The sequence below is a fragment of the Microbacterium sp. DWRC1-3 genome (assembly GCF_049896645.1).
In the GTDB taxonomy this organism is placed as follows: Bacteria; Actinomycetota; Actinomycetes; order Actinomycetales; family Microbacteriaceae; genus Microbacterium; species Microbacterium maritypicum.
In genome coordinates this window covers 1-26,275 of sequence record NZ_JAFCUS010000001.1, presented here as the reverse complement: position 1 = coordinate 26,275, position 26,275 = coordinate 1, and the positions used below count along the sequence as shown (strand labels likewise).

The 26,275-nt window shown below is 68.4% G+C and carries 27 protein-coding genes, 1 tRNA gene and 1 rRNA gene; 6 read left to right on the top strand and 23 right to left on the bottom strand.

The window, feature by feature from the left end; all coding sequences use genetic code 11:
* Nucleotides 1-122: 122 nt before the first annotated feature.
* Nucleotides 123-196: transfer RNA gene (locus ACP699_RS00145), tRNA-Pro, on the bottom strand.
* A gap of 186 nt (nucleotides 197-382) precedes the next feature.
* Between ACP699_RS00145 and ACP699_RS00140 the strand changes: the two genes are divergently transcribed.
* The 5 genes from ACP699_RS00140 (at nucleotide 383) to ACP699_RS00120 (ending at nucleotide 3,614) form a co-directional block, all read left to right on the top strand.
* Nucleotides 383-553, top strand: coding sequence for a hypothetical protein (locus ACP699_RS00140; RefSeq protein WP_302791612.1), 171 nt, complete (start codon nucleotides 383-385; stop codon nucleotides 551-553).
* Nucleotides 554-586: 33 nt separating this feature from the next.
* Nucleotides 587-1,042: a hypothetical protein gene (locus tag ACP699_RS00135; protein ID WP_055867160.1), complete on the top strand. Its 456-nt coding sequence runs from the start codon at nucleotides 587-589 to the stop codon at nucleotides 1,040-1,042.
* Between the two features lie 50 nt (nucleotides 1,043-1,092).
* Nucleotides 1,093-1,761: a lysoplasmalogenase family protein gene (locus ACP699_RS00130; protein WP_302791609.1), complete on the top strand. Its 669-nt coding sequence runs from the start codon at nucleotides 1,093-1,095 to the stop codon at nucleotides 1,759-1,761.
* Nucleotides 1,761-2,132, top strand: a complete 372-nt coding sequence (locus ACP699_RS00125; protein WP_302791606.1) for an RNA-binding S4 domain-containing protein — start codon at nucleotides 1,761-1,763, stop codon at nucleotides 2,130-2,132. The genes ACP699_RS00130 and ACP699_RS00125 overlap by 1 nt, the downstream gene beginning before the upstream one ends.
* 63 nt (nucleotides 2,133-2,195) lie before the next feature.
* Nucleotides 2,196-3,614, top strand: a complete 1,419-nt coding sequence (locus tag ACP699_RS00120) for a DUF222 domain-containing protein (RefSeq protein WP_426168151.1) — start codon at nucleotides 2,196-2,198, stop codon at nucleotides 3,612-3,614.
* 30 nt (nucleotides 3,615-3,644) lie between these two features.
* Here the strand turns inward: ACP699_RS00120 and ACP699_RS00115 are convergent, their stop codons facing one another.
* From ACP699_RS00115 to ACP699_RS00015, 21 genes are all read right to left on the bottom strand, one after another.
* On the bottom strand, nucleotides 3,645-4,550 hold the full coding sequence (locus ACP699_RS00115; RefSeq protein WP_426168148.1) for an NUDIX domain-containing protein: 906 nt from the start codon (nucleotides 4,548-4,550) through the stop codon (nucleotides 3,645-3,647).
* A gap of 61 nt (nucleotides 4,551-4,611) precedes the next feature.
* Nucleotides 4,612-6,084 (bottom strand): ribosome biogenesis GTPase Der, encoded by a 1,473-nt coding sequence (der, locus tag ACP699_RS00110; RefSeq protein WP_229779055.1) that lies wholly within the window; start codon nucleotides 6,082-6,084, stop codon nucleotides 4,612-4,614.
* A 40-nt stretch (nucleotides 6,085-6,124) separates the two neighbouring features.
* Entirely contained in the window at nucleotides 6,125-6,844 is a 720-nt protein-coding gene (cmk, locus tag ACP699_RS00105) for a (d)CMP kinase (RefSeq protein WP_426168145.1), read from the bottom strand.
* Nucleotides 6,837-7,973: a prephenate dehydrogenase gene (locus ACP699_RS00100; RefSeq protein WP_055867150.1), complete on the bottom strand. Its 1,137-nt coding sequence runs from the start codon at nucleotides 7,971-7,973 to the stop codon at nucleotides 6,837-6,839. Before ACP699_RS00100 ends, cmk begins: the two co-directional genes overlap by 8 nt.
* The gene (locus tag ACP699_RS00095; protein ID WP_055872297.1) at nucleotides 7,970-8,776 is read right to left on the bottom strand and encodes a pseudouridine synthase; all 807 of its coding nucleotides are present in this window, start codon (nucleotides 8,774-8,776) and stop codon (nucleotides 7,970-7,972) included. Before ACP699_RS00095 ends, ACP699_RS00100 begins: the two co-directional genes overlap by 4 nt.
* Nucleotides 8,773-9,387, bottom strand: coding sequence for an SMC-Scp complex subunit ScpB (scpB, locus tag ACP699_RS00090; RefSeq protein WP_426168140.1), 615 nt, complete (start codon nucleotides 9,385-9,387; stop codon nucleotides 8,773-8,775). The genes ACP699_RS00095 and scpB overlap by 4 nt, the downstream gene beginning before the upstream one ends.
* Nucleotides 9,377-10,234, bottom strand: a complete 858-nt coding sequence (locus tag ACP699_RS00085; protein WP_017830142.1) for a segregation and condensation protein A — start codon at nucleotides 10,232-10,234, stop codon at nucleotides 9,377-9,379. The genes scpB and ACP699_RS00085 overlap by 11 nt, the downstream gene beginning before the upstream one ends.
* Nucleotides 10,218-11,051: a ParA family protein gene (locus ACP699_RS00080; protein WP_174799605.1), complete on the bottom strand. Its 834-nt coding sequence runs from the start codon at nucleotides 11,049-11,051 to the stop codon at nucleotides 10,218-10,220. Before ACP699_RS00080 ends, ACP699_RS00085 begins: the two co-directional genes overlap by 17 nt.
* Before the next feature lie 108 nt (nucleotides 11,052-11,159).
* Nucleotides 11,160-12,497 carry an ABC transporter permease gene (locus tag ACP699_RS00075; RefSeq protein WP_141388110.1) on the bottom strand — a complete coding sequence of 446 codons (1,338 nt, stop codon included), beginning with the start codon at nucleotides 12,495-12,497 and terminating at the stop codon, nucleotides 11,160-11,162.
* Nucleotides 12,494-13,174, bottom strand: a complete 681-nt coding sequence (locus ACP699_RS00070; RefSeq protein WP_426168135.1) for an ABC transporter ATP-binding protein — start codon at nucleotides 13,172-13,174, stop codon at nucleotides 12,494-12,496. Before ACP699_RS00070 ends, ACP699_RS00075 begins: the two co-directional genes overlap by 4 nt.
* Nucleotides 13,171-14,814, bottom strand: coding sequence for a hypothetical protein (locus ACP699_RS00065; protein WP_426168132.1), 1,644 nt, complete (start codon nucleotides 14,812-14,814; stop codon nucleotides 13,171-13,173). Before ACP699_RS00065 ends, ACP699_RS00070 begins: the two co-directional genes overlap by 4 nt.
* A complete protein-coding gene (locus ACP699_RS00060) occupies nucleotides 14,814-15,830 on the bottom strand; it encodes a hypothetical protein (RefSeq protein WP_055867139.1) in 1,017 nt (338 codons plus the stop codon). The genes ACP699_RS00065 and ACP699_RS00060 overlap by 1 nt, the downstream gene beginning before the upstream one ends.
* 152 nt (nucleotides 15,831-15,982) lie before the next feature.
* Nucleotides 15,983-16,885: a site-specific tyrosine recombinase XerD gene (gene xerD / locus ACP699_RS00055; protein ID WP_302791588.1), complete on the bottom strand. Its 903-nt coding sequence runs from the start codon at nucleotides 16,883-16,885 to the stop codon at nucleotides 15,983-15,985.
* Between the two features lie 2 nt (nucleotides 16,886-16,887).
* A complete protein-coding gene (locus tag ACP699_RS00050; protein WP_055867133.1) occupies nucleotides 16,888-17,469 on the bottom strand; it encodes an NUDIX domain-containing protein in 582 nt (193 codons plus the stop codon).
* The gene (locus ACP699_RS00045; RefSeq protein ID WP_055872290.1) at nucleotides 17,462-19,156 is read right to left on the bottom strand and encodes a CTP synthase; all 1,695 of its coding nucleotides are present in this window, start codon (nucleotides 19,154-19,156) and stop codon (nucleotides 17,462-17,464) included. The genes ACP699_RS00050 and ACP699_RS00045 overlap by 8 nt, the downstream gene beginning before the upstream one ends.
* A 17-nt stretch (nucleotides 19,157-19,173) precedes the next feature.
* Complete coding sequence (gene recN / locus ACP699_RS00040) at nucleotides 19,174-20,865, bottom strand: DNA repair protein RecN (RefSeq protein WP_055872289.1); 1,692 nt, start codon at nucleotides 20,863-20,865, stop codon at nucleotides 19,174-19,176.
* 13 nt (nucleotides 20,866-20,878) lie between these two features.
* The gene (locus ACP699_RS00035) at nucleotides 20,879-21,799 is read right to left on the bottom strand and encodes an NAD kinase (RefSeq protein WP_055867128.1); all 921 of its coding nucleotides are present in this window, start codon (nucleotides 21,797-21,799) and stop codon (nucleotides 20,879-20,881) included.
* Nucleotides 21,796-22,593 carry a TlyA family RNA methyltransferase gene (locus ACP699_RS00030; protein ID WP_055867122.1) on the bottom strand — a complete coding sequence of 266 codons (798 nt, stop codon included), beginning with the start codon at nucleotides 22,591-22,593 and terminating at the stop codon, nucleotides 21,796-21,798. The genes ACP699_RS00035 and ACP699_RS00030 overlap by 4 nt, the downstream gene beginning before the upstream one ends.
* Nucleotides 22,590-22,766: a hypothetical protein gene (locus ACP699_RS00025; protein ID WP_200942461.1), complete on the bottom strand. Its 177-nt coding sequence runs from the start codon at nucleotides 22,764-22,766 to the stop codon at nucleotides 22,590-22,592. Before ACP699_RS00025 ends, ACP699_RS00030 begins: the two co-directional genes overlap by 4 nt.
* Nucleotides 22,767-22,818: 52 nt before the next feature.
* Nucleotides 22,819-23,856, bottom strand: a complete 1,038-nt coding sequence (locus tag ACP699_RS00020; protein ID WP_055867119.1) for an HAD-IIA family hydrolase — start codon at nucleotides 23,854-23,856, stop codon at nucleotides 22,819-22,821.
* Nucleotides 23,856-24,632 (bottom strand): hypothetical protein, encoded by a 777-nt coding sequence (locus ACP699_RS00015; RefSeq protein WP_127482159.1) that lies wholly within the window; start codon nucleotides 24,630-24,632, stop codon nucleotides 23,856-23,858. The genes ACP699_RS00020 and ACP699_RS00015 overlap by 1 nt, the downstream gene beginning before the upstream one ends.
* 6 nt (nucleotides 24,633-24,638) lie before the next feature.
* On the opposite strand from ACP699_RS00015, the gene ACP699_RS00010 reads away from it, so the two are divergent.
* Entirely contained in the window at nucleotides 24,639-26,009 is a 1,371-nt protein-coding gene (locus ACP699_RS00010) for a hypothetical protein (RefSeq protein ID WP_426168121.1), read from the top strand.
* 9 nt (nucleotides 26,010-26,018) lie between these two features.
* Here ACP699_RS00010 and rrf read toward each other — a convergent pair.
* Nucleotides 26,019-26,135, bottom strand: a 5S ribosomal RNA gene (gene rrf, locus ACP699_RS00005).
* Nucleotides 26,136-26,275: the final 140 nt, after the last annotated feature.

The window sequence follows — 26,275 nt, the reverse complement described above, 5'->3', positions numbered from 1 at the left end:
CAGCTGGGGGTCTCGAAGGGCATCAGCCTTCACTGGTGTGATGCTTCCATAAACACCTCCGAAGAGGATTACGGAAACGACGAAGCCCAGGCGAGAAACATGCTCTCACCTGGGCTTTTCTGTCGGGATGACAGGATTTGAACCTGCGACCCCCTGACCCCCAGTCAGGTGCGCTACCAAGCTGCGCCACATCCCGTTGTTCACTTTTCAGGCTGAACCAGCCGCTACCGCACTTGACCCCCAGTCAAGTGCGCTACCAAGCTGCGCCACAGCCCGTTGTTCTGCACTCTCGCGCAGGCAACTCCACTATCTTAGCCGCATCCTCGGCCCCTCCGCGAACCGAGGCGTTGCGAGTGTCGGATGCCCGACTTAGCGTCGCGGCATGGCGACGATCGCGACCGCGCGAGGGGATAACGTACATGCGCTCACCGGCGGCGGCGTGGCCAGTAGCCAGTGCCTCTGGCCGGTGCTGAGCGACGGGGGCTGGAACACGACCGCCGGCGCAGAGCTGAAGCCGGGTCACACTCTCGTCGTCCTCGGTCTCGCCGCATGATCGTGACCATCGAGAAGCCGCTAGCGTGAAGGCATGAGCGACGAGACTTCGACCATCGACGATCCAGAGCTCGGCACGTTCGCGCGCGCCCGTTCGGAGCTCACGGACGGCACGGTCCTGACGCACGATTGGTTCGTCGGCACGATCTCCGTCGAGGGCACCGAGCTCGAACTCATGCTCGAGGGCACGACGTCCGACGAGGTCGCCCCGCTCCTCCCCCGACTGCGCGACACGGTGAAGCGACTGCCCATCATGAAGCGGATCGCGACCGATGCGGTCGTCACGAACTTCAGCACGGGCGCCCCCGAAGCTCACGAGCTCGACGACGCCGCGTCCGACCTCACCATCGAAGCGATCGAGGCGGCCGCAGACGGCACCGTCGTCCTGCACCTCATCGACAGCTGCGGCGAGCACTTCCCCGAGGGATACTGGCCCGCCGTGCATCTCGGCGTGGACGACGGCGTCGTTCAGGTCACCGTCGAATCGTGAACAGCGCGGCCCCCGAGAGCCCGTCACGGGCGTCATCCTACGATGGGGGGATGCAGCGTCGCGCCCCGTCCCTCTCACTCACGTGGGCCTTCCTCCCGTTCGTCGTGATCTCGATCATCCACGTCGTCCTGCTGGCTACGGACAACCCGTTCGCCGCACCCACGAAGCTGCTCCTGATGCCGATGCTCGCCATTCCGGTGCTGGTCGTCGCGCGACATCTCACTCCGCGTATCACGATGTTCCTGTTGCTCGCGGCGTTGCTGTTCTCCTGGCTCGGCGACGGTGCAGGGGCGTTCTTCCCCGCCGGTCCCGAGCTGCCCCTGATGCTGCTGTTCTTCGGCATCGCGCACGTGGCATACATCCTCCTGTTCGTGCGACACCTGTCGACGCGTCGGATGCCCTGGTGGGCTCTCGTGTACGCCGCCTGGTGGGTCGCGATGATCGCTCTCCTCGGTCCGCACACCGGCGGCCTGCTCGTGGCGGTCGCCCTCTACGGACTCATCCTCGGCGCCACCGCAGCCTTCTCGGCGCGCTGCCATCCCCTCGTCGCGGTCGGCGGGGCCTTCTTCCTCGCGAGCGACACGATCCTCGCCTTCCGCCTCTTCCTCCCCGATTCCCTGCCGTCGTGGAGCAGCCCCGCGGTGATGCTCACCTACGTGATCGGCCAGGGCCTGATCATCGCGGGCGCACTCGTATCCCTGCGGAGGACGAGTTCCTGATGGATGCCGCACGTGTGGACAGCTGGCTCTGGGCGATCCGTGTCTACAAGACACGCTCGGCCGCGACGACAGCATGCCGCGCAGGGCATGTAAGGGTGAACGGCGACAAGGTGAAGGCGGCGCAGCAGATTCGTGTGGGCGACGAGTTGCGCATCCGCATCGCGGGATTCGATCGGATCCTCATCGTTCGTCAGCTCCTCGTCAAGCGCGTCGGAGCGCCGGTAGCGGCGCTCGCCTACGAAGACCGCACGCCCGAGCGCGAGCCTCAAGCCGCCCTGGGCCTTCGGGATCGTGGGGCCGGGCGTCCGACGAAGCGAGAGCGTCGCGACATCGACAAGCTTCGTGGACGCAACGAGGACCGCCTGACCTGATATCTCGGCATTCATGCCCCCTCTCGCCTTCCTTCATTCGAAGCTATGTTCTAAAATGGGGAAATGGCGAACACGACCGATCTCGACCTCGAACTCGAGGAGCGACGTCGCGTCCTGGATGCCTGGGTCGCGACGAGGCGTCGGATCGCCGCGCTCGAGGCGGAAGCCGCAGAGCTGCTGACCGAGCAGATCGCCCTGCACGATGCCGAAGTAACCGTGAGCCCCTTCCATCGAGAGGCGATCTACCGTTCCATGATCGCGGAGTTCTCCGCCGCCGGCCACGTGTCGAAAGGCTCGGTGGAGTTCGCCTTCGCCGATGCCCAGGCGCTGCGCACCTTTCTCCCCGCCGTCCGCGCCGCTTTCTCGAAGGGCGCCGTGAGCGCCGGGCACGTGCGCGAGATCGCCAGGGCGAGCGCGATCGTCGCCGAAGCCGTCCGCAACAAGAAGGTCGACGCCGCGGTCATGAGCCTGTTCGAGACGGCGGTGCTTGTGGTCGCCGAACAGGACACGGCAGCGCGCACGAAGGCTCATGCGCGCCAGATCGCAGCCGCGCTCGTCGGCGAGACCGTCGTGCAGAGGCACCGACGTGCTGCGGAAGAGCGCTGCGTCACCGTGAAGTCCCTCGACGACGGGCTGGCCCTGCTCACTGCAGTGCTCCCCGAGTGGATCGCCACCGCGATCTCCGACAGGCTGAACCGTATGACGCGCGAGGTCGTGCGCACTCGAAGCGACCGCGATATCGCGCCGCTGCCCTGGTGGTTCGAGGAAGTCGATGGCATCAGCCCCGAAGATCTCTCGCTCGACGACCCCGCGTTCGACCTGCTCGACGACGGGGTGATCCCGAGCACCGGGGGCGACACGTTCGCCACCGACCCCGAGGTCGAGCACTTCCCCACCGACACGCGAACGTGGGCGCAGACGGAAGCCGACCTCTTCACGGATCTCCTCCTCACCGCAGACCCCAGCGTCGCGCACGGCGACGGCCTCGACGGCATCCAGGCCCGAATCCAGGTCACCGTCGCGGCGACCACGCTCGCCGGCGCCGACGACAAGATTGCGGAACTCGACGGACACGGCCCACTTCACCCCGACATCGCCCGCGACCTCGCGGGTCGCAACACCGGCTGGAGCCGCCTGTTCCTCGACCCGACCGGCATGGTGGTCGAGACCGACACCTACACGCCGACCGAGGGGATGCGACGGTTCCTCCGTGCGCGCGACCAGCATTGCCGGTTCCCCGGGTGCCGCATGCCGGTGCACCGCTGCGAGATCGACCACAATCATGACCACGCGAAGGGCGGGAAGACCAGAATCGACAACCTCGGTCACTTCTGCCGTGGTCACCACACGCTCAAGCATCCAGACATGCCCGACCCGCATCGTTGGACGGCCCAGCAGGAGAAAGACGGCAGCGTCACGTGGCACAGCCCCCTGGGTCGCGACTACGTCGACCCGCCACCCAGCCGCGTGATGTTCGTCTGAATCATGATGTCCGCAGAGCGGGAGACGACGTCAGCCGTGCGCCGCGAGAGTTTCGAGAAGCCATCCTGCGGATCGGACCTGACCGGCACCGGCGCGCTCCACTCGTTCGCGGAGTTCCCGGTCGCTGGTCACTGCGACTACCGTCTCCGCACCGGCGACGCGGCGCTCGACCTCGGCGACGATCGCGTCGTCGCCCGCGGCCTCCGCCCGGATGATGGCGACTGCGCTCGCATCGTCATCGATTCCTCGGGCCTGCCCTTCGACCACCATCGACACCTCGGGGAACCACGCGTCGCCCCCGAGCTCCAGGTCGCCCGCAGAGATCGCCAGTCCCTCCAACCGAGCCCTCAGACGAGCCGCCGCCCCTGCGCGATCCTTCCACCAGCCGTCCGGAACGGATCCGACGACGTTCGCGGCATCCACCACGACAGCCGGACGCACGGTGAGCAGCGCCCGCAGCGCCGGCCACGACGCTCCGAAGCCGGGGTGCAACGGTCGAGAATCGACCTGATCGACCGGCACCCATTCCAGGGCGACGCTCTCCGGGTCGCTGATCACCGGCTCGAAAGGAACCCGCACATCGGCGACGACGGTCGTGTACGCCCAGATCCCCAGGTCGAGAACGCTCGTGAACCGGGCTCGCACCGCCCCGTCCGGGACGCCTGCCTCTTCCTGAGCTTCGCGGATGGCTCCGGCGATCGCGCTCTCCCCCTCGTGCAGCGCGCCTCCCGGCAGCCCCCAGGTGCCCCCGAAGTGGCTCCACGAGACGCGATGCTGCAGCAGGATCCCCCGGGCAGGGTCGTAGGCGAGAAGACCGGCGGCGCCGAAGCGGCCCCAGTACTTCTCCCCCGACTCCGCGATCACCCAGGCATCGCCGGGATTCCGCGGCTCCTCAGGGCGACGCGGTTCACCGGAGGCAGGAGGTACGACAGTCACCCCCTCAGCCTTTCACAGCATCGGGGTCACGGCACCACGGCGCGACACGCGCCGGAACAGATCAGCGCTGACGCTTCTCGCGCACCCGCATGTTGATCACGATCGGCGTGCCCTCGAACGAATAGAGCTCACGCAGACGCCGCTGGATGAATCGGCGGTATCCCGGGTCGAGGAACCCTGTCGTGAACAGCACGAACGTCGGCGGACGCGTCGACGCCTGGGTGCCGAACAGGATGCGCGGCTGCTTTCCACCACGCAGCGGGTGCGGGTGCTCGGCCACGAGTTCCGCCAGGAAGGCGTTGAACTTGCCCGTGGGGATACGACGATCCCAGTTCTCCAGCGCCGTCTCCAGCGCCGGCACGAGCTTGTCGAGGTGACGACCGGTCTTCGCCGAGATGTTCACGCGCGGGGCCCAGGCGACGTGCGCCAGGTCCTGCTCGATCTCGCGCTCGAGGTAGCGACGGCGGTCGGCGTTCTCGAGGTCGTCGTCGTTCAGACGATCCCACTTGTTGAACGCGAGCACGAGCGCGCGGCCGGACTCGAGCACGAGGTCGATGATGCGCACATCCTGCTCGCTGATCGTCTCGGAGACGTCGAGCACGACGACCGCGACCTCGGCCTTCTCCAGCGCGGCAGAAGTGCGCAGTGACGCGTAGAAGTCCGCGCCCTGGGCCATGTGCACGCGGCGGCGGATGCCGGCGGTGTCGACCAGTCGCCACATCTTCCCGCCGAGCTCCACGACCTCATCCACCGGGTCGCGGGTGGTGCCGGCCAGGTCGTTCACGACCACGCGCTCCTCGCCGGCTGCCTTGTTCAGCAGCGACGACTTGCCGACGTTCGGGCGTCCGAGGATCGCCACTCGACGCGGGCCGCCGATCTCCTGCTTCGCGACGGCCGAGACCTCGGGAAGCTTCTTCAGCACGGCGTCCAGCAGGTCGGCGACGCCACGTCCGTGGATGGCAGACACGGGGTGGGGCTCACCGAGGCCCAGGCTCCACAGGGCCGCGGTCTCCGGCTCCTGGCGGGCATCGTCGATCTTGTTGGCGACGAGGAACACCGGCTTGCCGCTCTTGCGCAGCAGCTTCACGACGTGCTCGTCTGTCGACGTCGCACCCACCATCGCGTCGACCACGAACAGCACCATGTCGGCGAGGTCGATCGCGACCTCGGCCTGCATCGCGACCGACCGGTCGATGCCGCGGGCGTCAGGCTCCCATCCGCCGGTGTCGACGAGCGAGAAGCGACGATCGGCCCACTCGGCCTTGTACGTCACGCGGTCGCGGGTCACGCCCGGGGTGTCCTCGACGACGGCCTCGCGGCGGCCGAGGATGCGGTTCACGAGCGCGGACTTGCCCACGTTCGGTCGTCCGACGATCGCCACCACGGGCAGCGCCGGGCTGTAATGGATGCCGTCCTCGCCGAGCGTGATGCCCGCGAGGAGTTCCGCATCCTCGTCGTCCAGCTCGTAGTCGGAGAGTCCGGCGCGCAGTGTCTCCGCACGCTGCTCGGCGAGATGCTCGTCGAGCTGGTCCATCTTCTCGGCGAGCTGGTCGGGGCCGCCTTCGTATTCGTCGTCAGCCACGGTGTGCTCCTTGGATTCGTTCGATCACCGTGAGGACGGCATCGATGGTCTGGGGGAAATCGAGTTCCGTCGAATCGACGACCTCGACGCCTTCTGCGGCGTTGAGGAAGTCGACGACGGCGCTGTCTGAGGCATCGCGCTTGTGCAGCGCCGCGGCGACAGCAGCCGCGTTCTCGCCGGCGAGTTCGCCGGCACGTCGGGCGGCCCGTACCTCGGGGGCCGCGGTGAGAAGGATCCGCACCGGGGCGTCGGGGGCGACAACGGTCGTGATGTCCCGCCCTTCGACCACGACGGCGGGGTACGACGACTCGGCGACGAGTCGCCGGAACATCTCGTTGACCTGTGCCCGCACCTCGGGCACGCGCGCCACGCCGCTCACGGCCCCGGAGACCCGCGGGTCGCGGATCGCCTCGGTGACATCGACGTCGCCGACGAGCACCGTCCGCTCGTCGGGGTCGAGCCCGAGCGTGAGCGGGAACGCGGATGCCGCGGCGCGAACAGTCTCGGGATCCTCGGTGTCGGCATCCTGGTCGAGTACATGCCAGGCAAGCGCACGGTAGGCGGAGCCGGTGTCGAGGTAGCCGAAGCCGAGCGTGCGGGCGACGGCCTTCGACACACTGGACTTGCCGGAGCCGGCCGGGCCGTCGATCGCGATGAACTTGTGGGCGTCGGTCACGTGCGTCTCCGCGGCAGAGGTCGAGATGTCAGTCATTGGTGCTCCCTGCGATGCGCCAGCCGCGCTCCTGCAGTCCGGTGATCGCACCGTGCAGCGCTGCCGGATCGACGCTGATCTCAGCGAGACCGAACTGCGCGCCGGGAGAGTGCTCGAGACGGAGATCCTCGACGTTGACGCCGAGCTCGCCGAGCTCGCCGAACAGCCTTCCGAGCTGCCCGGCGGTGTCGTCGACCATGACGACGAGCGATTCGAAGCGCTGGTTCTGTCCGTGCTTGCCGGGAAGACGTTCGACGCCGTCGTTGCCCTGACGGATCGTCTCGGCCACTATGCGGCGGGCGCCGGGAGCCCCGGGCTGGCGAAGGGCGTCGGAGATCTCCCCGAGGTCGGACGCGAGCGCGTCGAGGATCTCGACCACCGGTGCGGCGTTCGCCCCGAGGATCTGCACCCAGAGCTCAGGGGCGGATGCCGCGATCCGCGTCGTGTCGCGGACGCCCTGGCCCGCGAGACGGAGCGCCCCCTCCTCTGCTTCGGCGAGGCGACCCGCAAGCAGACTCGCCACGACCTGGGGCACGTGCGAGGTCAGTGCGACCGAACGGTCGTGCTCCTCCGGAGTCATCTCGAGCGGCATCGCTCCCACATCGAGCGCCAGAGCCTCGACGAGGGCGAGGTCGGAAGCCTTGGTCTCCTCGTCACGGCACACCACCCACGGCCGACCGATGAAGAGGTCTGCGCGGGCCGAGATCGCCCCACCGCGCTCACGACCGGCGAGCGGGTGCGAGCCGATGTAGCGGGCGAGGTCGACGCCGCGGGCCCGGAGCGTGCGGAACGGCTCGAGCTTCACGCTGGCGACGTCGGTGACGACGGCGTGCGGGAACCGTTCGAGCTCTACCTGGATCACGTCGGCCGTGACATCGGGCGGGACGGCGACCACGATCAGGGATGGTGAGTCGTCCTCCGCGGGGAGGCGGCCTGCACCGTAGTCGACGGCGAGGCGGAGCTGTGCGGGCGAGGCATCGGTCAGCACGACGTCGACGCCCTTCGTGCGGAGCGCATGCCCGATGCTCGCGCCGAGGAGTCCGGCGCCGACGATGCGGACGGTGCCGGAGAGGCGCGGCGCGACAAAGCCCGCTCTCCGCCCCGTGGGCGCACTCGTCGTATCGGTCATTCGTTCTCCTGCTCGCCTGGCGCCTCGGCGACACCGGAATCACGGCGCGACAGGGTCAAAAGCGCGCCGAGTTCGATTTTACTCAGTTCCCGCGTCTTCCCGGCCGGGAGGGTTCCCAGGTGGAGCGGACCGAACTGGCGACGCACGAGCTCTGTGACGGGGTGGCCGACCGCGGAGAGCATCCGACGCACGATCCGGTTGCGACCGGAATGCAGCGTCAGCTCCACCAGGCTTGACCCGCGAGACGTGTCCAGCAGCCGCGCCTTGTCCGCCGCGATCGGACCATCTTCGAGCTCGATGCCCTTGGTGAGCTTCGAGATCGTCTGCGGCAGCACGGTGCCCTCGACCTTCGCGATGTACACCTTGGTCACGCCGAAGGAGGGGTGCGCCAGCACGTGCGCGAGGGCGCCGTCATTGGTGAGGATCAGCAGTCCGCTGGTCTCGGCATCGAGGCGGCCGACGTTGTACAGACGCTCCTCGTAGTCGGCGGTGAAGCGACGGAGGTCGGGACGACCGCTCTCGTCCTTCATGCTGCTGACGACGCCGGTGGGCTTGTTGAGCATGACGTAGCGCTTCGAGACGTCGAGCTGCACGGCGGTGCCGTCGACATCGACGAGGTCGTTCTCCGGGTCGATCCGCCTGCCGAGCTCGGAGACGACGATGCCGTTGACGCGGATGCGCCCCTCGGTGATGTACTGCTCGACCACGCGTCGCGAGGCCACCCCCGCGCCGGCGAGGACCTTCTGCAGGCGCACGCCCTCGGGTGCGGTCTCGGAGTCTGTCGAGGCGTCGAAGCCGGTCATCGGATGGTCCCTTCGTCGAATCCGTCTGCCCCGTCATCGAGCAGCGGGGAGATCGGGGGCAGCTCGTCGAGCGAGTTGATGCCCAGGTGCTGGAGGAGCGCGTCGGTCGTGCCGTAGTTGAGCGCGCCCGTCTCGGAGTCTGCGAACAGCTCGGTGATCAGGCCTCGGGCGAGGAGGGTGCGCACGACCGAGTCGACGTTCACCGCGCGGATGGAGGCGACCTGGCTGCGCGTCACCGGCTGCTTGTAGGCGATCACGGCCAGAGTCTCGAGAGCGGCCTGCGAAAGACGAGCGGGGGCCTGTCCGCCGACGAACTCGGCCACCACGGCGTCGAGGTCCTCACGCACGTACAGTCGCCACCCGCCGCCGACCTCCCGCAGCTCGAAGCCGCGTCGAGGACCAGTGCCCACCCCGTCGTAGTCCTCGACGAGCGCCTCGAGCGTCTGACGCACGGCGGGCACGGGCGATCCCACGGCGGCGGCCAGTGCGACGAGACCGATCGGCTCGTCCACGATGAACAGGATCGCCTCGATCCGCTCAGAGAGGGGGATCTCCGGCGCCGCGTCCGTGCTTTCCGGGGTCAGGCTCTCGTCGGTCACGTCATCGGTCATAGTCGGCTCCCAGGGTCGCCAGCGTCTCATCCGACCAGGAGTCGGCTGCCCAGCGCAGCGTCAGCTCGCCGAGCGGTTCCAGTTGTTCGAAGGACAGTGCCGCATGCCGGTACAGCTCCAGCACCGAGATGAAGCGCGCGACGACGATACCCGGCTCGGTCACGCCGGCGACGAGCTCGCGGAAGCTCAGCGACTCGGCGCCGCGCAGCAGCGTCACCACGATCGCCGCCTGTTCGCGGATACTGACCAGCGGCGCGTGCAGATGGTCGAGCCCGACGTGTGGGATCTCCTTGGGCGCGAAGGCCAGCAGTGCGAGCGCCGCGAAGTCGTCGGCGGTCAGCGACCAGACGAGCTCCGGCGTCTGGCGGCGGTGCTTCTCCTCGAGGCGGACGGCACGCACATGACGACGGTCTTCGCGCTGCAGGCAGCGGGCGAACCACGTCGAGACCTCCTTGAAGGCCCGGTACTGCAGCAACCGGGCGAACAGCAGATCGCGCGCCTCGAGAAGAGCCACGGCCTCGGCATCCACCAGCTCGCCCTGCGGCAGAAGCCCTGCCACCTTCATGTCGAGCAGTGTCGCAGCCACGACCAGGAACTCGGAAGCCTGATCGAGATCATCGTCGTCGTCGAGCGCGCCCAGGTACGCGATGAACTCGTTGGTGACCGCGCTCAGAGACACCTCGGTGATGTCCATCTCGTGCTTCGAGATGAGGTTCAGCAGTAGGTCGAAGGGGCCATCGAAGTTCGACAGCGAGACCCGGAAGCCTGCGGTGTCGGCAGACGCGGAATCGCCTGCGCCCTCCTCGGGCGACGCGTCGACAGGTCTTTCGCTAGGCGACGGCGCCACGGGCGACCAGCTCCCGCGCCAGCCGCAGGTACGCCTGAGCGGCGGCGTGCTCGGGGGCGAACTCGGTGATGGGCACACCTGAGACCGAGGCATCCGGGAACTTCACGGTGCGGCCGATCACGGTCTCCAGCACGTCGTCGCCGAAAGCTTCGACGACGCGCTCGAGCACCTCGCGAGAGTGCAGCGTGCGCGGGTCGTACATCGTCGCCAGCAGGCCGTCCATCGTGATCGACGGGTTCAACCGATCGCGCACCTTGTCGATGGTCTCGATCAGCAGCGCCACACCACGCAGCGCGAAGAACTCGCACTCGAGCGGGATGATCACGCCGTGAGCGGCCGTCAGTGCGTTGACGGTGAGGATGCCGAGCGAGGGCTGGCAGTCGATGAGGATGACGTCGTACTCCCCCGCCACCTGGCGGAGGACACGGGCGAGGATCGTCTCACGCGCCACCTCGTTGACGAGGTGCACCTCGGCGGCGGAGAGATCGATGTTGGCCGGCATGACGTCGAGACCCTCGACGCTCGAGTGCACGATCGCGTCGTGCGCGTCGCGCTTGGTGTCCAGCAGCAGGTCGTAGATCGTCGGCACATCGTGCGTCGGGATGCCGAGGCCTGCCGAGAGCGCACCTTGCGGGTCGAAGTCGACGGCGAGGACCTTGCGGCCGTACTCCGCAAGAGCCGCGGCCAGGTTGATCGAGGTCGTCGTCTTGCCGACGCCGCCCTTCTGATTGCACAGCGCGATGATGCGCGCAGGACCGTGCGACTTCAACGGCCCGGGGATCGGGAACCCGTGATAGGGGCGGCCGGTGGGTCCCATGGGGGTCTCGTCGGCCTTCTGCGCCTTCGCCCTGGACTTCGCCACTTTCTCAGCCACCCGTTCTCCTGCTCCTTCGTGCTTGGTCGATTGTACCGGCCGGGCCCCCTCTCACACGCCGCGCAACGCGGCGACCGGCTCGATGCGGGCTGCACGACGTGCCGGGTACCATCCGGACGCCCATCCGACCAGCGCACCCAGGAGGGTCCCGGCGACGGCGACCAGAGGATCGGTCACGGGCGACCACCCCTGCACCGCCGCGACGGCGATCACCGCGACCACGCCGAGTGCCGACCCGATGATGCCGCCGATGAACCCGATGACGATGGACTCCACCATGAACTGCGCGCCGATCTGTCGCCGGGTCGCGCCGAGCGCACGCCGCAGCCCGATCTCGCCGATGCGCTCCATCACCGAGAGCAGGGTGACGTTGGCGATGCCGAGACCGCCGGCGAGCAGAGCGATGACGCCCAGGATGAGGAACACGACGTTCACGTCGGCCTGCACGTTCTGGCTGAGGTCGGACGATGCCGCCGGTGACCGCGCCTCGAGCGAGTCGGGGTCGTCGGGCTGGAGGGCCAGCACCGCCTGCTTCGCGACCTGCGGCCCCGCCCCCAGCGCGATGTGGATCGTCAACTCGGAAGGCGCGGTCAGTCCGAAGTCGGCGCGAGCGGACCCTTGAGGGATGATGACCCCGTCCACGAACTCGGAACGGCGATCCATGCCCTCGATGATGCCGATGACGGAATATGAGACACCTGCGATGAAGATCGAGGGCTGCGAATCGACGCGGTTGATCCCCATCCGCTCGGCCGCGCGCTGTCCCAGAACCGCGACGCGGTCGCCACGGGCGTCGTGTCCGTCATCGAAGAAGCGACCGGTCACGAGGTCGCCGTCCACCGTCTCCGGAAGGTCCTGCGTGGTGGCGAAGAGCTTCGGGGATGCCGTGATCGGTGCCGAGGGATCGTTCACCGGCACGGCCGTGATGGTCTCGCCGTCCGCGAGCTCGACCGGGGCGATCAGTGCGGCGCTGTCCACACCGGCCAACAGCTTCACGCGCTCGGGAGAGTCCCACGGCAGCCGCCCGGTCGCGACCGTCGTGTTCCCCTTGCCCGATTGCGCCTTGGCCGGGGTGACGACCACCTGCGTCGCAGCGACGCCGTCGAACTGCCTCGCGATCTGCGCGGCGGCGGTCTGCGCGAATCCGAGCGTCGCGACCAGCGAAGCGATACCGAGGACCGTGCCGAGGATGGTCATGACGAGCCGTGCCGGGCGCGAGCCGATGTCGGCCGTGGCCTCGGCCACGAGGTCCTGAAACGTGAACCGATCGGCATGCTTCACCGCCGGGAGCAGCGCGGCCGCCGAGTTCTTCGGCTCCACGACCTCATCGCCGGGGTTCTCGGCGCTGGTTTCCTCGACGTTCCTGCGACGCCGCAGCACGCGTTTCACAGTTCCGTCAATCGGCCGTCGGCGATGCGTATGCTGCGGCCGGCACGCCGTGCCACCGCATCGTCGTGGGTGATGACGATGAGCGTGAGCCCATCGTCGTTCAGCTCCTCGAACAGCTCCATCACCTCGCCCGAGGTGCGCTGGTCGAGGTTTCCCGTCGGCTCGTCCGCGAGCAGCAGCTGCGGGCTGCTGACGACCGCTCGCGCCACGGCGACGCGCTGGCGCTCACCGCCCGAGAGCGAGTTGGGGAAGAAGTCGATGCGGTGTCCGAGGCCCACGCGGGTCAACGCCGCCCGCGCACGGGCCTCGCGCTCCTGTCGCGGCACGCCGCTGTACAGCATGGGCATCAGCACGTTGTCGAGCACGCTGCGCCGCGGGAGCAGGTGGAACGACTGGAACACGAAGCCGATGAACCGCGCGCGCACCGCCGCCCGCTCGTCCTCGGTGAGGTCACCGGTGAGCGAGCCCGCAAGCCGGTACTCCCCCACACTCGGACGATCGAGGAGGCCGAGAAGGTTGAGCATGGTCGATTTGCCCGATCCACTGGGTCCGACGATGGAGATGTAGTCTCCCGCTTCCACGGTGAGCGTCGCGGCCTTGAGCGCCTGTACCTCGGGCGGGCCGGGGAACGAGCGCGTGACATCGCGGAACTCGACGAGCGGAGGTGCAGGCGTCACCGCCCGACCACCACCAGGTCGTTCTCCTCGAGCCCGCCATCGACGGCCGTCACCTCGACAGCGCCCTTCGCGGCGAGCCCTGTCTCGACGACGACGAGCCTCGTCTTCGCATCCTTGCCTTCACGGGGATCGGACTCGACGACCTCCACACGGGATTCGCCGCCCGGCCCGGCAGTGAGTGCGGCGAGAGGAACGGAGAGCACGTCTCCGTCTGTCGCGCCGATCGCGAGCTTCACCCGCACGTTCTTCCCCTGCAGCTGGGTGATCTGCTCGGGCGCGAGCGGATCGGGATCGAGGAGCACCTCCCACCGCGCCTTGTTGTCCTTGCCCGCTTTCAGCTCCGAGATCACGGCACGATGCGCCGTCCCGTCTGGGAGTTCGAACGACCCTTCCGCTCCCGCGCTGAGAAGGGCGGCGTCCGCCTCGGCTGCGGCACCGGTCAGACGCACCGTCGCTCCCGAGACGGTCATGGCCGAGCCCGACAGCACCGATCCGCGCTCGACGCCGACGGCGTCCACCCGGCGCGGGAGCTCAGTGAGGTAGAGCACCTCGCTCGCCGGCAGGTAGGGAAGCGCCTTCTGACGAGCCTCTTCGAGAGCCTGATTGGCAGAGGTCACCTGAGCGCGAGCCGAGTCGAGTGCCGAGCGCTGGGCGCTGGTGTCCCTGCCCTTGCGGAGCTCGTCCCGTTCGAGCAGGGCGGTCTGCAGATCCCATTGCGCCTGCTGCACGTCTCCATCGCCGCCCTGCGCATTGGCGAGAGCCTGCTGGGCCGCGGCGACCTTCACATCGGCCTGCCAGGTCTCGACGGCGCTGGGTCCGGCTCCTGCCTCGTTCAGCGCCTTCTGGGCCTCCGTGACTCCGGTCTGCGCCGCGCGGACCCCCTCCTCGGCGGCCCGCACGCCGTCGGACGCGCCGTCCTCGGGCGAGGGCACGGGATATCCCGCCTGCGCGTACAGCTGGGCGACCGCATCAGCCGTGGCCCGATCGAACACGTTCGAGTTCACGTCGCCGACCCCGATCCCGACGCTCGTGAGTGCCTGCTTCAGCTGGAGCACGTCCGGGCCGGAGACCCCGAACCGCAGCGTGCGGTACGAGGGGAGCTCACCCGGAAGCACGATGACCGGCCTCCCGACCACCTCGAGGGCGATCGAGAGCGGGGTGAGAGTGGCTCCGACCTCAGGGACCTGACCCGTGACCACCGCCGCGCCGGAGAACGCCGACGTGTCGAGCTTCACCTCGACCGCGTCCGCGTATCCGACATCCGCACGCAGCGTCACGTCGTTGCTGAGCGGGCCGAAATCGACCGGCGCCGTGACGAGGCCGGGTTCGGGTGCATCGGCACTGGAGGCGTCCGGCGACATCAGGAAGCGGCCGACGAGCAGCCCCGCGACCAGGCACACCACGGCGATGAGCGCCACGATCCAGAGTGCACGATTCCCCCGCAGCACCCGGCCCCACCCGCTCACGCGAGAGGTGTCCGCCTCCGTCGCCTTCTCCTCGGCATCGGGATCAGGCTCGGTGCCGTCGATGAGTTCGGAGAACGCCGTCGTCTCCGCCGTGGATGCGGCCGTGGATTCGGGTTCGGATTCAGGCGTGGAATCGGTGGGGAACTTCGTGGTCGGGGTATCGTCCTCGCGCATCACTTGCTCTGCTCTGCAGCGGCCTTGAACGCCTCGAGCTCCGTCTTGTTCTCGGCGATGAACTTCTCCTCGAGCGCGAACTGGATCTCCAGGGACTTCGTCGCGAAGGAAGTCTTCTCACGGCAGTCGAGATCGATGAGGGCCAGCTTCAGCTCCCGCTCCCCGAGCGCCTTCATCTCCGGGCTCTTGCTCGGGTCCTCGAAATCGGCGGCTTCGGTGTCGACAGGCTCCGAGCCGTCGCCGTAGGCCGTCTCATAGATCTTGTTCTGCTCCTCCATGATCGACTCCGCCGCCTCGGCCTGCTTCGTGAAGCCGGGCTCACCCTTGTCTGCCATGCACGACGCCCACTCCGCGTTGAGGTCGGCCAGCTCCGGGGACTCCTGCGACGCCGTCGTCAGCTCCTCCATCTTCGTGCGCAGGGCACCGAACTCCTCGGACTGCGTGATGTCGTCGCCCTGGACCTCATGCTGCGCCCAGCCCTGGCAGCCGGCGTCCTCCCAGCTGTACTCGTAGCTGCCGTCCTCGGCCATCTCGTCCTCCGCCGGGCTCGGGCCGTAGAGCGTCTCGTAGAACGCGGTCTGCTCCGACTCCGAGAGCGAGGAGACGTAGTCGGCGTTGGGGTCGGAGTTCTCCTCCTCGGATGGGTTCTCCTCGACCTGCTCCGCGAACGGGCTGTTGACGTACCCGTAGCCGTACTTCTCGACCCACTCCCGCTTCTCGGGCTCCCACTCGCCGCCATCCGAGATGACGGTGCCGTTGCTGGCGTTCGGTGTGTACTCGAACCCTTCGTCGGCCATGCACTGCGCGACCAGTTCCTCGACCTGGGCCTGCTCCTTCTCCATCTTCTTCTGCTGCTCCTCCTGCGAGAGGTCTCCGCCCCACGCCGCAGAGAGGTACTGGCTCAGCGGCGAGTCCTCGTAGCTGAGCTTGTCGTCGGAGGACGCGCCTCCGCAGCCCGTGAGGATGAACACCATGGCGGACGCCGCGAGCGCGGCGAGAGGAACGGTGGAACGCATGCGAAAGACTCCTTTGTACGACCGAAGATGGCCGGAGCCCTCCACGCTAAATCGTCAGACGCGGGCCCCGCATCCACCTGAGGGATGATAAATCACGCGTCGTGAAGAATCCGGGCGATGCCCCTGGCGCGTCCGATAACGGACCTCTCCCCTCAGCGCGCGCGGGGATGCGAGGTCGCGTAGATGTCGCGGAGGGCGTCGACCGAGACGTGCGTGTAGATCTGCGTGGTCGCGACGGAGGAATGGCCGAGCAGCTCCTGCACCACGCGCACGTCGGCACCTCCCTGCAGGAGGTGCGTCGCGAACGAATGCCGCAGGGTGTGCGGCGAGACGTCAGTGGTGATCTGGGCGCGCTCGGCGGCGGCCCGGATGACCAGCCACGCGCTCTGGCGGGAAAGCGGGGCTCCACGAGCACCGAGGAAGAGTCGGGCCGATGCCCGTCCCTTCATGGCGAGCCCCGGGCGCACGCGCGTCAGATAGGCGTCCACGGCGGTGCGCGCGTAAGACCCCAGAGGCACGATGCGCTCCTTCGCCCCCTTGCCCCTCAGCCGCAGGACGTCGCCGTGAGCCAGATCGTCCACATCGAGGTCGATCGCCTCCGACACGCGCGCGCCGGTCGCGTAGAGGAGTTCCAGCAGAGCACGATCACGGATGCCGAGAGGTTCTTCGCCTGAGGGCGCCGAGAGAAGGCGCTCGACCTGTTCTATGGTCAGCGCCTTGGGAAGCCGTTGCGGCGCCTTCGGCGGACGGAGACGGGCGCTCGGGTCATCGACCTCGATGCCCTCCCGCGCCAGGAAGCGATGCCACCCTCGCACCGAGGACTGCAGTCTGGCCAGGCTCGTCGAGGCCGGGGGCGGCTCCGCCGAGGCCCGCTCACCGATGAACCGATCGATCACCGCGGGTGTCACCTCCGCGGTGTCGCCGATCCCCTCGGCGACCAGCCACTCACGGTATGTCCCGAGGTCACGTCGGTACGCCGCGATCGTGTGCGCGCTCAGGCCGCGCTCGACCGTGACATGACGCAGGTAGGCGTCGAGGGCGCGCTCGAGCAGCATCGTCAGCTCCGGTCGCGGAGCCTCTGTGCGGCTGCGAGCACACCGATCGCGAGGATGCCGTTGCGCATCCGCCCCTCGAGCACGGCGGAGACGGCCTCGGCCAGCGGCACCCACTCCACACGGATGTCCGCTTCCTCGTCTTCGCGATCGTGTGGCGATCCGGCCGATGCGACCCCGGTCGCGAGGAACAGGTGGATGATCTCGTCGTTCCCGCCGGGAGTCGTCCATGAGGAGACCAGCGGCTCCCAGTGCGCGGCGACCAGGTCGGCCTCCTCGGCGAGCTCGCGTCGGGCGGCAGCGAGAGGCTCCTCCCCCTCCACGTCGAGCAGCCCGGCCGGAAGCTCCCAGTCACGGTGCCGGATCGGATGGCGATACTGCTGGATCAGCAGCACGCGCCCCTCGTCGTCGAGCGCGACGATCGCCACCGCGCCGGTGTGATCGACGTACTGCCGAACGATCTCGCCCTCGCCGTAGCGCACGCGGTCGGAGCGCACGTCCCAGACGCTGCCCCGGTAGACGAGGTCGCTGTGGAGAACCTCCGGCTCGAAGGGCTCGTCCCGGAGGTTCTCCGTCGACTCAGTCATCCGCGCTGACGTCGAACAGCTCGCTTGCACGGTGCCGCTCGATCGCCGCGCCGACCAGGCCGCGGAACAGCGGGTGCGGGGCGGTCGGACGCGAACGCAGCTCGGGGTGCGCCTGGGTGGCGATGTAGTACGGGTGCACGTCGCGCGGCAGCTCGACGTACTCGACCAGGTCGAGCTCAGGGTTGAGGCCTGAGAACACCAGTCCTGCTGCCGAGAGACGGTCACGGTAGGCGTTGTTCACCTCGTAGCGGTGACGGTGACGCTCGGATGCCTCGGGCGCGCCGTAGAGGTCACGGGCGAGCGATCCCTCGGCGAGTGCGGCCTGGTACAGACCGAGGCGCATGGTGCCACCCAGGTCGCCGCCGTCGAGGATGTCGACCTGCTCGGCCATCGTCGCGATGACGGGCTCTGCGGTGTCCGGGTCGAACTCGCTCGACGAGGCACCGACGATTCCCGCCACGTCACGGGCGTACTCGATGACCATGCACTGCAGTCCGAGGCAGAGGCCGAGCGTCGGGATGCCCTGCTCGCGCGCGAACTTCAGCGCGCCGAGCTTGCCTTCGATGCCGCGGATACCGAATCCGCCGGGCACGCAGATGCCGTCGAGCTCGGCCAGCTGCTCCTGGGCACCTTCCGGCGTCTCGCAGAGGTCGGACGGAATCCAGCGGATGTTGACCTTGGTCTCCTGCGCGAAGCCGCCGGCCTTGAGCGCCTCGGTCACCGAGAGGTAGGCGTCCGGCAGATCGATGTACTTGCCGACCAGACCGATCGTCACCTCGTGCTTGGGGTTGTGCACCGCGTGCAGCACCTTGTTCCAGCGGGTCCAGTCGACATCGGCCGCCTTCTGGTCCAGACCCAGGCGGCGCACGATGTACGAGTCGAGACCCTGGTCGTTCAGCGTCGAGGGGATGTCGTAGATGCTCGGCAGATCGACGGTGTTGATGACACCCTCGACGTCGACGTCGCACATCAGCGCGATCTTGTTGCGGTTGCTCACGCTCACCGGACGGTCGCTGCGCAGCACCAGCGCATCCGGCTGGATGCCGACCTGGCGGAGGGCTGCGACCGAGTGCTGGGTCGGCTTGGTCTTCTGCTCCCCCGATGCGCCCATGAACGGCACGAGCGACACGTGCACGAAGAAGACGCTGTCGCGTCCGAGCTCGTGGCGCAGCTGGCGGGCGGACTCGAGGAACGGCTGGGACTCGATGTCGCCGACGGTGCCGCCGACCTCGGTGATGATCACGTCGGGGCGCGGCTCCTCAGAGGCCTGCAGCCGCATGCGGCGCTTGATCTCGTCGGTGATGTGCGGGATGACCTGCACGGTGTCGCCGAGGTACTCGCCGCGGCGCTCGCGCGCGATGACCTGCGAGTAGATCTGACCGGTGGTGACGTTGGCCGCCTCGGACAGGTTGATGTCGAGGAAGCGCTCGTAGTGTCCGATGTCGAGATCGGTCTCGGCCCCGTCATCCGTCACGAAAACCTCGCCGTGCTGGAAGGGGTTCATCGTGCCCGGATCGACGTTCAGGTACGGGTCGAGCTTCTGCATCACGACGCGCAGACCGCGAGCAGTGAGGAGGTTGCCGAGGCTGGCAGCCGTCAGTCCCTTACCCAAAGACGAAACGACACCACCAGTCACGAAGATGTGCTTGGTCGTGTCGTTCTTGGGTCCCGCAGAAGAAGAGTTCATCACGGGCTTCGATCCTATCAGGCAGTGGGGACGCGGAGGCTGAGAAGTTCGCGGGCATGGGTCAGAGCGGCATCGGAATCGGCGAGTCCCGACAGCAGACGCGCCATCTCGGCTTCCCGCTCCTCCCCCTCCAGACGCCGCACACTGGAGGCCGTGACCGCGCCGTCATTGGCTTTGACGACCGAGAGATGGTTGTTCGCGAAGGCAGCGACCTGTGCGAGATGCGTCACCGCGATGACCTGCGACTTCTCGGCGAGCCGGGCGAGTCGCCGCCCGACTTCGATAGCCGCCGCTCCGCCGATGCCCGCATCGACCTCGTCGAAGACGAAAGTCGGAACCGGGTCCGTCGCGGCGATCACCACTTCGATGGCCAGCATCACGCGCGAGAGCTCGCCACCGGACGCACCTTTCGAGACGGAGCGCGGCTCCGCACCGGGGTGAGGAGCGAGGAGGATCGCGACATCGTCGCGACCGTGCGCGCTCTCCGCTCCTTCGGAGACCACGACCTCCAGGCGCGCGTCCGGCATCGCGAGTGCGTGCAGCTCTTCGGTCACGGCCGCACCGAGCCGGGACGCGGCCTCGGTGCGCGCTGCCGTCAGGGCGTCGGCGTGTGCGTCGAGCTCGCTCCGCGCCGCATCCCGCTCGGCGATGAGGCGTTCGATGCGATCTCCGTCGTCATCGAGCTCGGCCAATCGAGCGGATCCGGTCTGCCAGAGGGCCAGGGCTTCGTCGAGAGATCCGTGCGCACGGATCAGGGTGCCGAGGGCGGCACGGCGTTCCTCGACGGCGGCGAGCTCATGCGGACCGGTCTCATCGAGGTCTGCGAGATAGGCGGAGAGGAGGCCGGCGGTGTCGGCGATCCGGTAGCCGATGTCGGCGAGGTTCTCCCCGATCGCGGTCAGCTGGGCATCGGACGCCCTCTCCAGCACGCGACGCGCCTCAGCGACGAGTGCCGAGGCATCGGGCTCGCCCTCTTCGTTCGAGAGCGCGCCGTGGGCGAGGGAGGCCGCGAGACGCAGCTCTTCGGCATTGGCGAGACGCTCCGCGCGCGCAGTGAGCTCCTCGTCCTCCCCCGGCTCGGGCGCCGTCGCCTCGATGAGGGCGATGGCCTCCCGAAGACGCGCGGCCTCTTCGGCTCGACGGTCCCGGTTCTCGGTGATCTCCGTGATCTCGCTGTCGAGGGTCCGCCAGCGTGCGAAGGCCTGGGCGTAACGGTCCACGGCGTCCGTGATCGGAGAGCCGCCGAAGCGGTCGAGGGCATCGCGTTGAGCCGCGGCCGAGCGCAGACGCAACTGCTCGGACTGGCCATGGACGACGACGAGCTCTTCCGCGAGCGACGAGAGCACACCGGCGGGCGCGGCGCGTCCCCCCACGCTCGCACGGCTGCGGCCCTCCGCGCTCAGCGTGCGCGACACGTAGAGCTCTGCGCTCCCGGCTCCGACGGGCTCGAGCTCGCCACCGGCATCGGCGACGATCTCCGCGACGCTGCCGGCGGCGGGGACGATCCAGACGCCGGCCACCGATGCCTGTGCTGCGCCGGCACGCACCGCTCCGGAATCGGCACGCTGACCCAGCAGCAGTCCGAGGCCGGTGACGACCATGGTCTTGCCCGCACCCGTCTCGCCGGTGATCGCGGTGAATCCAGGGCCGAGCGGCAACACGGCATCGGCGATGACGCCGAGTCCCTGCATCCGCATCTCCTCGATCATGACGTCTCCTCGATCACGACGATGCCCCCGGGGCTTGGCCACGCCATCCTTCGACGGGCAACTGGAACTTGCGCACGAGGCGATCGGTGAACGCCGTCGGATGCAGACGCGCGAGCCTCACCGGACGCGACGACCGACGCACCACGACGCGAGCGCCCGGCGGCAGATCGTGCGAGCGCCGGCCGTCGCACCACAGAATGCCCGAGCCGTCGGTGCGCTCGAGCATCTCGATCGCGACGGAGGCATCGGGACTGACGACGAGCGGCTTGGCGAACAGAGCGTGGGCGGACAACGGCACCACGGCGATCGCCTCGACGCTGGGCCAGATGACCGGGCCCCCGGCCGAGAAGTTGTAGGCGGTCGAGCCCGTGGGGGTGGACACGACCATGCCGTCGCAGCCGAAGCTCGACAGCGGTCGGCCGTCGATCTCGAGCACGACCTCGATCATCCGCTCACGGCTCGCCTTCTCGACGGTGGCCTCGTTGAGGGCCCAGGTCTCGTAGACCACGGTGCCGTCGGCATCCTTCACACGCACCGACAGCGCGAGTCGCTCCTCGACCTCGTAGTCACGGTCGATGACACGACGCACGGCCTTGTCCATGTCGTCGCGATCGATCTCGGCGAGGAAGCCGACGTGCCCCATGTTGATGCCGAGCACCGGTGCACCGCTGTCTCGCACGAGTTCCGCCGCACGCAGGATCGTCCCGTCACCACCCAGAACGATGGCCAGTTCGAGGTCGGACGGGTCGACGGAGACGCCGAGCACCTCGGTCTCGGCGAAGAACGGGTCGACGGCGACGAGGGCCTCGTGATCATCGGCGGCGAGGACGGGCCGTGCGTCCGCGTCTCTCAGCGCATCGATCACCCGGCGGGCGGCCTCGACGGTGTCCACACGGCCCGCGTGGGCGACGACCAGGATGCTGCGCTCGTTCATCGTCCTCCTGCCAGTCGGTTGATGCTGTCCAGCCATTCTGTCGGATTGCTTCCCCGGCCCGGCGCGAGATGCACGAGATACTCGGCGTTGCCGTGCGTTCCGAGGATCGGGGAGGGAAGGATGCCGAGCATTCCGAGCCCTGCGTCCCAGGCGCTCCAGACCGTTCGCGACACCGCATCCGCGCGCGTGGCGGGATCCGTGACCAGTCCCCCGCGGACGGCGGTGCGCCCGACCTCGAACTGGGGCTTCACGAGCAGCAGGATGTCGGATTCCGCTGTGCCCACGGCGGCGACGGCGGGGAGGACGAGTTCGAGGGAGATGAACGAGAGGTCTCCGACGATGAGGTCGGGCGCCTCAGCCTCTCCCGTGGCAGCAGTGAGGTTCTCACGAGTCATGTGGCGCACGTTGTAGCCCTCGACGGCCACCACTCCCGGGTCGGCGGCGATGGTCGGGGCGAGCTGCCCGTGCCCGACGTCGACGGCCAGCACTCTGCGTGCTCCGCGTTCCCGCAGCACCTGGGTGAAGCCCCCGGTGGATGCGCCCATGTCGAGCGCGAGACGCCCCTGGACCGGGATCGCGAAGCCGTCGAGACCGGCGATGAGCTTGTGGGCGGCGCGCCCGACGTAGTGGTCGGCCCCGGCGATCGTGATCTCCGCCGCGTCGTCGACAGCGGTGGACGCCTTCACGACGGGGCGGCCGTCCACGCTCACGAGCCCCTCGGAGATGAGGGTGGCCGCGTGGCTGCGCGAACGGGCGAGTCCTCGGGCGGCGAGGGCGGCGTCGAGTCGCGTCATCGGGATCCCGAAGTCTCCCGCTGCTCGAGCTTCGCGCCGCTGTCGAGGCGACGCGAAAGCTCGTCGTGGAGGGCTGAGTACGCATCGGCTCGCGCCGGAAGCGGCTGGCCCTCGATCAGGCGCAGTCGACTCCACAGACCATCGGTCGGCGTGCTCGTCGTCTCATCGCTCACGGTTCTACTGTACGCGGCGCCTCCGACGCCGGAGGGAGCCACGCGAGCCGCCTCAGGGGCGATGGAACGGATCGTCGTACAGACGCTCGGGTACCCGCAGCACGAACACCGGGGTCCCGGATGCCCAGATGGCGGCGGCACCCGCGCGCAGCAGATCGATCTGCTCGCCGGACTCCGCGACGATCTCGACATCCGCTCCCGAGACGCGCACGGCGGCACCGTTCACGTGGAACACACCGCCCTGCTCGATCACCTCGGGGTACGGGGCATGGAGCTCACGGAGGTCGCCGAGGATGTAGGTGGGACGCGAACCCTCCGGTGCAGCCAGCACATGCTTCGGACGATCGATGCCCGTGAGCACCAGCACCGAGTCGATACCGACACGACTCGCTCCCATGATGTCGGTGTCGAGGCGGTCCCCGATGAAGAGCGCCTTCTTCGCGCCGAAGCGCGCGAGGGCCTCACGGAAGATCGGCTCCTCCGGCTTCCCCGCGACCGTCGCGAGCCTGCCGATGGCCGTGTGCACGGCCGAGACGAGCGTCCCGTTGCCCGGCGCGACGCCGCGTTCGCGCGGAATCGTCCAGTCCGTGTTGGTGGCGATCCACGGGATGCCGCCTTCGTCCTCGGGAAGCTTGAGCGCGTATGCCGCCTCGGCGAGATCCGTCCATGCCACCTCGGGAGCGAACCCCTGCACGACAGCGCTCGGCGAGTCCTCGGCGCTTCGCGTGACCGTGTAGCCGGCCTTCTGCACCTCGTCGACCAGGCCGTCGCCGCCGATGACGAGGATCGTCGCCGGCGCGGGGACGATCTGCGCCATCAGTCGCATCGCGGCCTGCGGGCTGGTGACGACATCGGATGCCTGGACACGCAGCCCGAGACTGCTCAGGTGCGCTGCGACCGAGGCGTCCGTGCGTGCCGCGTTGTTCGTGATGTAGCCGAGCCGGGCCGACTTCGCCGCCTCGTTGAGGCTGTCCACCGCGAACGGCAGCGCGCCAGGCCCTGCGTACACCACACCATCGAGATCAGCGAGAACCGTGTCGACCCCGTCGAGCGGAGTGCGCGGGGATCGCTTCCGAGAGAACAGCGCCACTACGCCTCCGGGTCCGAGTCTTCGTCCTCGTCTTCGCCGAGAAGCTCGCGCACCTCGTCTTCGACCGTCGGGTCCACTTCCGCAGACGCGTCGTCGTCGTCAGAGGCGCTCTCCTCTTCGACATCCGACTCTTCCTCAGCACCCTCAGGAGCGAGATCGTCAGAGGTCGCCGCGGCGACGCCCTGTGCGCCGTCCTCGTCGTCTGGGAACTCGCCTTCGATGAGGCTGTCTTCGATGAAGATCTCCTCGTCGCCGGCTTCATCGACGCCCAGCGCCTCGGCGGCCACCTCGGCGCGATGAGCCCAGAACTCCGCCTCGTCCGTGCGGCCGAGATCTTCGAGGACAGCGGCACGAGCGGCGAACAGAGCCGGGCTCCATTCGAATGCGCGATCGGGGTCGAGCTCGGGGATCTCGAGCTCGCCGAGTGCGAGTTCGAGGTCGCCCTGGTCGAGGCGAGCGCCCGACATCGCGATCGCCAGCGCGACGCGCACAGGCGTGTCGAGCGCGGAGCGATCGACGGCTCGTCCGGTCTCGAGGGCACGATCGGAACGACCGATGCCTCGCTCACTGTCGACCATCAGAGCGATCTGATCGTCCTTGCCCGAGATGCGACGGTAGGTGCGCAGCTCGCGCAGAGCGAGGGCGAAGTCCTCCGTGGCATACGCGGTGATGCCGAGAGTCTCCCGGACGATCGCGATGCGGCCGGCACGTCGCGACGCAGCCAGCGCATGCTCGTGAGCCAGTGCGGGATCCTCGTCGATGAGGCGGGAGGCCATCGCCAGATGACGGGCGACGTGCTCGGCGTTCTCCTTGCTCAGAGTCTTGAGCTCGTTGCGAGCTGCCCCATTGAGATCACGGGCCGTGACCTCATCGGGGATCTGCGGCTCATCGAACCGCGGACGCTCGTTGGCCGCCTGAGCCGGACGCTCCCTGCCCGCTCCCCCACGCTGCGGGAAGGACCGGGACTTCTCGCGGTCGCCGCCATCGCGGCGAGGGGCTGCACCATCACGGTTGTAGCCCCCCTCGCGGCGCGGAGCTGCGCCGTCACGGTTGTACCCGCCGCCCTCGCGACGGGGAGCTGCGCCGTCACGGTTGTAGCCGCCCTCGCGGCGCGGAGCACCACCATCACGGTTGTACCCGCCTTCGCGGCGCGGGGCACCACCATCACGGTTGTAGCCGCCCTCGCGACGCGGAGCTGCGCCGTCCCGGTTGTACCCGCCCTCGCGGCGGGGAGCTGCGCCGTCCCGGTTGTACCCGCCGCCCTCGCGACGGGGAGCTGCGCCGTCCCGGTTGTAGCCACCCTCACGGCGGGGAGCACCACCGTCACGGTTGTAACCGCCCTCGCGGCGCGGGGCACCACCATCACGGTTGTAACCGCCCTCGCGGCGCGGGGCACCACCATCACGGTTGTACCCGCCACCCTCGCGACGGGGAGCCGCGCCGTCACGGTTGTAGCCACCCTCGCGGCGCGGAGCTGCACCGTCACGGTTGTAGCCACCCTCGCGGCGCGGAGCTGCACCGTCACGGTTGTAGCCACCTTCGCGGCGGGGAGCTGCACCATCACGGTTGTACCCGCCGCCCTCGCGACGGGGAGCTGCACCATCACGGTTGTAACCGCCCTCGCGGCGCGGGGCACCACCATCACGGTTGTACCCGCCCTCGCGGCGCGGAGCTGCACCGTCACGGTTGTAGCCACCTTCGCGGCGCGGAGCACCACCATCACGGTTGTAGCCACCCTCGCGGCGCGGAGCACCACCATCACGGTTGTAGCCACCCTCGCGACGGGGAGCACCACCATCACGGTTGTAGCCACCCTCGCGACGGGGAGCACCACCATCACGGTTGTAGCCACCTTCACGACGGGGAGCACCACCATCACGGTTGTAGCCACCCTCGCGACGGGGAGCTGCGCCGTCCCGGTTGTGGCCACCCTCACGGCGCGGAGCACCACCATCACGGTTGTACCCGCCACCCTCACGGCGCGGAGCTGCGGCGTCTCGGCTGTTGCCGGAGCGTCCGCCAGAAGCCCGGTTCCCGCGCGATCCACTGTCGTCGTTGCGACGCGGACGGCGCTCTTCCTCTTCTGGCATGATGCTCCCTGTTCTCTTCGTGTAAACGCAAAATGGCCACCCAACGATGGGTGGCCATTTTGACTAAAAGGAGTCCGGCGGTGTCCTACTCTCCCACAGGGTCCCCCCTGCAGTACCATCGGCGCTGTGAGGCTTAGCTTCCGGGTTCGGAATGTAACCGGGCGTTTCCCTCACGCTATGGCCGCCGAAACACTATTGATGTTTCAATCTAACACATAACAAAGTCATTGTTGTTATGCGGTTCTCGACCGTACATCGAGAACCACTCAGTGGACGCGTAGCACCAACAAACGGTGTGTTATCAAGTCATCGGCTTATTAGTACCAGTC

Excerpts from the sequence above, each read along its gene's own strand:
- ACP699_RS00140 (WP_302791612.1), top strand. The coding sequence starts at position 383 with ATGGCGACGATCGCGACCGCGCGAGGGGATAACGTACATGCGCTCACC.
- ACP699_RS00135 (WP_055867160.1), top strand. The coding sequence starts at position 587 with ATGAGCGACGAGACTTCGACCATCGACGATCCAGAGCTCGGCACGTTC.
- ACP699_RS00130 (WP_302791609.1), top strand. The coding sequence starts at position 1,093 with ATGCAGCGTCGCGCCCCGTCCCTCTCACTCACGTGGGCCTTCCTCCCG.
- ACP699_RS00125 (WP_302791606.1), top strand. The coding sequence starts at position 1,761 with ATGGATGCCGCACGTGTGGACAGCTGGCTCTGGGCGATCCGTGTCTAC.
- ACP699_RS00120 (WP_426168151.1), top strand. The coding sequence starts at position 2,196 with ATGGCGAACACGACCGATCTCGACCTCGAACTCGAGGAGCGACGTCGC.
- der (WP_229779055.1), bottom strand. The coding sequence starts at position 6,084 with ATGGACCAGCTCGACGAGCATCTCGCCGAGCAGCGTGCGGAGACACTG.
- cmk (WP_426168145.1), bottom strand. The coding sequence starts at position 6,844 with ATGACTGACATCTCGACCTCTGCCGCGGAGACGCACGTGACCGACGCC.
- ACP699_RS00100 (WP_055867150.1), bottom strand. The coding sequence starts at position 7,973 with ATGACCGATACGACGAGTGCGCCCACGGGGCGGAGAGCGGGCTTTGTC.
- ACP699_RS00095 (WP_055872297.1), bottom strand. The coding sequence starts at position 8,776 with ATGACCGGCTTCGACGCCTCGACAGACTCCGAGACCGCACCCGAGGGC.
- scpB (WP_426168140.1), bottom strand. The coding sequence starts at position 9,387 with ATGACCGATGACGTGACCGACGAGAGCCTGACCCCGGAAAGCACGGAC.
- ACP699_RS00080 (WP_174799605.1), bottom strand. The coding sequence starts at position 11,051 with ATGGGACCCACCGGCCGCCCCTATCACGGGTTCCCGATCCCCGGGCCG.
- ACP699_RS00065 (WP_426168132.1), bottom strand. The coding sequence starts at position 14,814 with ATGCGCGAGGACGATACCCCGACCACGAAGTTCCCCACCGATTCCACG.
- ACP699_RS00060 (WP_055867139.1), bottom strand. The coding sequence starts at position 15,830 with ATGCGTTCCACCGTTCCTCTCGCCGCGCTCGCGGCGTCCGCCATGGTG.
- xerD (WP_302791588.1), bottom strand. The coding sequence starts at position 16,885 with ATGCTGCTCGAGCGCGCCCTCGACGCCTACCTGCGTCATGTCACGGTC.
- ACP699_RS00050 (WP_055867133.1), bottom strand. The coding sequence starts at position 17,469 with ATGACTGAGTCGACGGAGAACCTCCGGGACGAGCCCTTCGAGCCGGAG.
- ACP699_RS00045 (WP_055872290.1), bottom strand. The coding sequence starts at position 19,156 with ATGAACTCTTCTTCTGCGGGACCCAAGAACGACACGACCAAGCACATC.
- recN (WP_055872289.1), bottom strand. The coding sequence starts at position 20,865 with ATGATCGAGGAGATGCGGATGCAGGGACTCGGCGTCATCGCCGATGCC.
- ACP699_RS00035 (WP_055867128.1), bottom strand. The coding sequence starts at position 21,799 with ATGAACGAGCGCAGCATCCTGGTCGTCGCCCACGCGGGCCGTGTGGAC.
- ACP699_RS00030 (WP_055867122.1), bottom strand. The coding sequence starts at position 22,593 with ATGACGCGACTCGACGCCGCCCTCGCCGCCCGAGGACTCGCCCGTTCG.
- ACP699_RS00015 (WP_127482159.1), bottom strand. The coding sequence starts at position 24,632 with ATGGCCTCCCGCCTCATCGACGAGGATCCCGCACTGGCTCACGAGCAT.
- ACP699_RS00010 (WP_426168121.1), top strand. The coding sequence starts at position 24,639 with ATGACGGGCGACGTGCTCGGCGTTCTCCTTGCTCAGAGTCTTGAGCTC.